Genomic DNA, 5,631 nt, shown 5'->3' with positions numbered 1-5,631 from the left:
GTGGTATCATCACCCGCGGCGATTTCGGCTACAGCCTCTATTACAACAAGCCAGTGGCCGATGTGGTCGGCGAGCGCCTGCCGCGCACGCTGCTGCTGGCGCTGGTCTGCCATCTGCTCGCCTCGGTGCTGGGCATCACATTCGGCATATGGGCGGCGACCCGGCAATATTCCTGGATCGACTCGACGCTGTCGGCCATTTCCTTTCTCGGCATGACGGTGCCGCGCTTCCTGATGGCGCTGATCATCGTCTATCTCCTGGTCTTCCAGTTAAACGTGTCGGAGATCGGCAGCTTCTTTTCGCCGGAGTATGGCGGCGCGCCGTGGTCGTGGGCAAAGTTCGTCGACCTGGTCAAGCATGTCTGGCCGGTGGTGGCGATCGCGACTTTCGGCGGGCTCGCCTACAACATGCGAGTCATGCGCGGCAATCTGCTCGACACGCTGAACGCGCAATATGTCGAGACGGCCAAGGCCAAGGGGCTGACTGGCGGCGCCGTCGTCATGCGCCATGCCGTGCCCAATGCACTGCATCCGCTGGTCATGTATCAGGGCGTGGTGCTGCCCTACATGCTGACCGGCGAGATCGAGACGGCGATTATCTTCGCGCTGCCGACCGTCGGACCGGCGATCGTGGGCTCGATGGCGGTCGGCGACGTCTATGTCACCGCCACCTTCATGATGGTGCTGTCGGCGACACTGATCGTCGGCAACATCATCGCCGACATGCTGCTCGTCCTGCTCGATCCGCGCATCCGCCAATACGGGGAGGGCTAGATGCTGGCGCGCGACACATCACTGCCACCGCCGCCCGCCGAGGGAGCCATCGAGAAATCCGCGCGCGGCAATGAGAGCTACATCGCGCTGGTCTGGCGGCGGCTGAAGCGTTCGTGGACCGGGATGGCCGGGCTTTGGCTCGTCGCGCTTCTGCTTCTCATGGCGGTGTTCGCGGAGTTTCTGGCTCCAATGGACCCGAAGGCCACGGATATAGGCTTCGCCCCGCCGCAGCTGCCGAGCTTCCATGACAAGGACGGCAATTTCGTCGCGCGACCGAGGGTGTATGCGCTGGCCGATTCCGCCGATCTCGATCCGGTCACCTTCCAGCCGATCGTCGGCCCCGACTATGAGCATCCGAGACTGCTTGGGTTCTTCGTCGAGGGCGCGCCCTACAAGCTCCTCGGACTGGTCCCGGCGGACCGGCATTTCTTCGCCTCCATGGACGGACAGCCGGTGCATTTCCTCGGCACCGACAAGTTCGGCCGCGACGTGCTGTCACGCGCCATCCACGGCTCGCGCGTCTCGCTGATGATCGCGCTGACGGTCGTCTTCATCATCACCATCATCGGCACCACCGTCGGCATGGTCTCCGGCTATTTCGGCGGCAGGTTCGACGTCTGGGTGCAGCGCTTCGTCGAACTGGTGCTCGCCTTCCCGCAGCTGCCGCTCTACCTGGCGCTGACCACGCTGATCCCGGTCACCGCGCCGACCAACGTTTTCCTCGCCTTTGTCATCATCGTCATGTCGGCGCTGGGCTGGGCGCAGATGTCGCGCGAGGTGCGCGGCAAGACACTGGCGCTGGCGCGAATAGACTATGTACGCGCCGCCATGGCGGTCGGCGCCACCGACCGGCGCATCATCATGCAGCACATCTTCCCCAATGTGATGAGCCACGTGATCGTCGCCGTGACACTGGCGATCCCGACGGTGGTGCTGCTCGAATCCTTCCTCGGTTTCCTCGGCTTTGCGGTCAAGCCGCCGCTGATCTCGTGGGGGTTGATGCTGCAGGACACCGCGACCTATTCGGTCATCGGCACCTATCCCTGGATTCTGTCGCCGGTCGGTTTCGTGCTGGTCACCGTCTTTGCCTTCAACGCGCTGGGCGACGGCCTGCGCGATGCCGTCGACCCCTATTGAGGTGGCTGGGATGTCCGTTGTACTCGCCGAACCCTTCGCACCAGCCTTCCGCCGCGACCATGGCGGGCGCCAGGACAAGCCCATCATCGACGCCCGCAACATCGAGGTCGCCTTCAAGGTCGAGCATGGCGTCGTCGATGCGGTCAAGGACGTCTCGTTCCAGCTCTATCGCGGCGAGACGATCGCGATCGTCGGCGAATCGGGTTCCGGCAAGTCTGTGACGGCGCGCACGGTCATGGGGTTGCTGTCGCGGCGTGCGACCGTGTCGCCCAGATCGAGCGTCGAATATGACGGCCAGGACATCCTGAAATTCCCGGAGAGCGCTCGGCGCAAGCTGCGTGGCAACCGCATCTCGATGATCTTCCAGGAGCCGATGAGCTCGCTCAACCCGATCTATACGGTCGGCAGCCAGATCGTCGAAGCGATCAGGGTGCACCGCAAGGTCAGCCGCAAGGAGGCCTGGGCGCGGGCGCTGGAGCTTTTGCGGCATGTCCAGATCCCTGAACCGGAAGCGCGGCTGAAGCAGTATCCGCATCAGCTCTCCGGCGGGCAGCGCCAGCGGGTGATGATCGCCATGGCTCTGGCAAACGATCCCGATGTGCTGATCGCCGACGAGCCGACGACAGCGCTCGACGTGACGGTGCAGGCGCAGATCCTGAACCTGATCCGCAACCTGCAGAAGGAATTGCGGATGGCGGTGATCCTGATCACCCACGACCTCACTGTGGTGCGCAAGTTCTCCGACTACGTCTATGTCATGCAGCATGGCGAGATGTGCGAACACAATATCACGGAACGGCTCTTCGCCGATCCGCAGCATCCCTATACGCGACGGCTGCTGGCCTCCGAGCCGCGTGGGCGGCCGCAACCATTGCCCGAGGGCTGCGGCACCATCCTCGAAGCGAACCGCGTGCGCGTCTGCTTCATGCTGCGCCACGGCAGCTTCCTGAAGCCCGACTGGCGCGAGCTGGTCGCCGTCGACGACCTCGACCTCAAGCTTTGCCGCCACGAGACGCTTGGGTTGGTCGGCGAGTCCGGGTCCGGCAAGACGACGTTCGGCCAGGCGCTGCTTCGGTTGCTGGACGCCAAGCGCGGCGAGATCCGTTTCGACGGCCAGCCGATCCAGGGCCTGACCAGGGCCGAGATGCGGCCGCTGCGCTCGCGCATGCAAATCGTCTTCCAGGATCCATTCTCGTCGCTCAACCCGCGCATGACGATCGGCCAGATCATCGAAGAAGGGCTTGTCGTCAACAGGATCGGTGCGACACGGCGCGAGCGAATCGAGCGGGTGCGCGAGGCGCTGGTCAGCGCCGGCATGCCGGGCGACATCCTCTCGCGGTTTCCGCATGAGTTCTCCGGCGGCCAGCGGCAGCGTATCGCGATCGCCCGGGCGATCGCGCTGGAGCCCGAATTCATCCTGCTCGACGAGCCGACATCTGCGCTCGATCTCTCCGTCCAGGCGCAGATTATCGACCTGCTGCGCAAGCTGCAGGACGAACGCGGCTTGAGCTATCTCTTCATCTCGCACGACCTCAAGGTGGTGCGCGCGCTGTGCCACCGCGTCATCGTCATGCAGCACGGCAAGGTCGTCGAGCAGGGACCTGTCGACGAGGTCCTCACCAATCCCAAGACCGCCTACACCGAACGGCTCGTCCGAGCCGCTTTCGATGTGGCCTGAGCATATGCCGGAGGTTAGCGTGGCAAGAAATCCCAAGATCACATTCATCGGCGCCGGTTCGACGGTGTTCATGAAGAACATTGTCGGCGACGTGCTGCAGCGCCCGTCGCTTTCGGGCGCGACAATCGCGCTGATGGACATCAATCCGCAGCGGCTGGAAGAAAGCGCTCTCGTCGTCAACAAGCTGATCGCGACGCTCAGCGTGAAGGCGAAAGCCGAAACCTATTCGGACCAGCGCAAGGCGCTGGCCGGCGCCGACTTCGTCGTCGTCGCCTTCCAGATCGGCGGCTACGAGCCCTGCACCGTCACCGACTTCGAGGTGCCGAAGAAGTACGGCCTGCGCCAGACCATCGCCGACACGCTGGGCGTTGGCGGCATCATGCGGGGTCTCAGGACCGTGCCACACCTGTGGAATATCTGCGAGGACATGCTCGCGGTCTGCCCCGAGGCGATCATGCTGCAGTACGTCAACCCGATGGCAATCAACACCTGGGCGATATCGGAGAAATACCCTGCCATCAGGCAGGTCGGCCTCTGCCATTCGGTGCAGGGCACGGCGATGGAGCTGGCGCACGACCTCGACCTTCCCTACGAGGAAATCCGCTACCGCTCGGCCGGCATCAACCATATGGCCTTCTATCTGAAGTTCGAGCATCGCCAGGCGGACGGTTCCTACCGCGACCTCTATCCCGATCTCGTGCGCGCCTATCGCGAAGGCCGCGCGCCCAAGCCCGGCTGGAACCCGCGCTGCCCGAACAAGGTGCGCTACGAAATGTTGACGCGGCTCGGCTTTTTCGTCACCGAAAGCTCGGAACATTTCGCCGAATACACGCCCTATTTCATCAAGGACGGCCGCCCCGACCTGATCGAGAAGTTCGGCATCCCGCTCGACGAGTATCCGAAGCGCTGCATCGAACAGATCGAGCGCTGGAAAGGCCAGGCCGAAGCCTACCGCTCGGCCGATCGGATCGAGGTCGAGCAGTCGAAGGAGTACGCCTCGTCGATCATGAACTCGGTCTGGACCGGCGAGCCGTCGGTGATCTACGGCAATGTTCGCAACAATGGCTGCATCACCTCGCTGCCCTTCGATTGCGCCGCCGAGGTGCCGTGCCTGGTCGACGCTTCGGGCATCCAGCCTACGTATATCGGCGACCTGCCGCCACAGCTGACGGCGCTGATCCGCACCAACATCAACGTCCAGGAACTGACGGTGCGGGCGCTGATGAGCGAGAACCGCGAGCACATCTACCATGCGGCGATGATGGATCCGCACACCGCGGCCGAGCTCGATCTCGACCAGATCTGGTCGCTGGTCGACGACCTGCTCGCCGCGCACGGCGACTGGCTGCCGGCCTGGGCGCGTAAGGGTGGCCGGAGCAAGGCCGCCTAGGCGCCGGCCTTTTCGCGCGCCACAGCCTGCCAGCCGATGTCGCGGCGGCAAAAGCCCTGCGGCCAGTCGATGCGGTCGAGCGCGGCGTAGGCGCGTTGCTGCGCTTCGCCGACGGTCGCACCCGTCGCCGTGACATTGAGCACGCGGCCGCCATTGGCGACGAGCGCGCCGCCGTTGATGGCGGTGCCGGCATGGAAGATCTCGGCGCCGTCGCTGGCGGCCTCTTCAAGACCGCGGATGACCGAACCCTTTTCCGGCGTGCCGGGATAGCCCCTCGCCGCCATCACCACGGTCAGCGCCGCATCGTCGCGCCAGCGTATCGAGGTATGCGCGAGCTGGCCGTCGACGGCAGCGTTGAGCAGCACCAGGAGATCGTCCTTCAGCCGCATCATCAGCACCTGGCATTCGGGATCGCCGAAACGGGTGTTGTATTCGATAAGCTTCGGCCCCTTGTCCGTGATCATCAGCCCGGCGAAGAGGATGCCGGCGAACGGCGCGCCGAGCTCGGCCATGCCGTGCATCGTCGGCTCGATGATCTCGCGCATGGTTCGCTCGACCATCTCGGGCGTCATCACCGGTGCCGGCGAATAGGCGCCCATGCCGCCGGTGTTGGGGCCGACGTCGCCATCACCGACGCGCTTGTGGTCCTGAGC

At 64.5% G+C, this 5,631-nt stretch carries 5 protein-coding genes; 4 read left to right on the top strand and 1 reads right to left on the bottom strand.

All coding sequences use genetic code 11. The features are described from left to right. From EN742_RS22060 to EN742_RS22045, 4 genes are all read left to right on the top strand, one after another. The coding region (locus EN742_RS22060) for an ABC transporter permease (RefSeq protein WP_148670189.1) at positions 1-773 on the top strand (773 nt) is incomplete at its 5' end. Continuing rightward, the gene (locus tag EN742_RS22055) at positions 774-1,910 is read left to right on the top strand and encodes an ABC transporter permease (RefSeq protein WP_127407035.1); all 1,137 of its coding nucleotides are present in this window, start codon (positions 774-776) and stop codon (positions 1,908-1,910) included. A gap of 10 nt (positions 1,911-1,920) precedes the next feature. Beyond that, positions 1,921-3,588, top strand: coding sequence for an ABC transporter ATP-binding protein (locus EN742_RS22050; RefSeq protein ID WP_127422374.1), 1,668 nt, complete (start codon positions 1,921-1,923; stop codon positions 3,586-3,588). Between the two features lie 19 nt (positions 3,589-3,607). Beyond that, the gene (locus EN742_RS22045; protein ID WP_127406406.1) at positions 3,608-4,978 is read left to right on the top strand and encodes an alpha-glucosidase/alpha-galactosidase; all 1,371 of its coding nucleotides are present in this window, start codon (positions 3,608-3,610) and stop codon (positions 4,976-4,978) included. On the opposite strand, the gene EN742_RS22040 is transcribed toward EN742_RS22045, so the two are convergent. Then, a partial coding sequence (locus tag EN742_RS22040; protein WP_281034984.1) for a phosphoribosylglycinamide synthetase C domain-containing protein occupies positions 4,975-5,631 on the bottom strand: 657 nt, incomplete at its 5' end. The genes EN742_RS22045 and EN742_RS22040 overlap by 4 nt on opposite strands.

Origin of the sequence: Mesorhizobium sp. M4A.F.Ca.ET.020.02.1.1 (assembly GCF_004022645.1) — a bacterium.
In the GTDB taxonomy this organism is placed as follows: domain Bacteria; phylum Pseudomonadota; class Alphaproteobacteria; order Rhizobiales; family Rhizobiaceae; genus Mesorhizobium.
This window is presented reverse-complemented; position numbering and strand designations above follow the sequence as displayed.

Bases quoted from the DNA above. Each gene is read 5' to 3' on its own strand.
- EN742_RS22050 (WP_127422374.1), top strand. From the start codon at position 1,921: ATGTCCGTTGTACTCGCCGAACCCTTCGCACCAGCCTTCCGCCGCGAC.
- EN742_RS22055 (WP_127407035.1), top strand. From the start codon at position 774: ATGCTGGCGCGCGACACATCACTGCCACCGCCGCCCGCCGAGGGAGCC.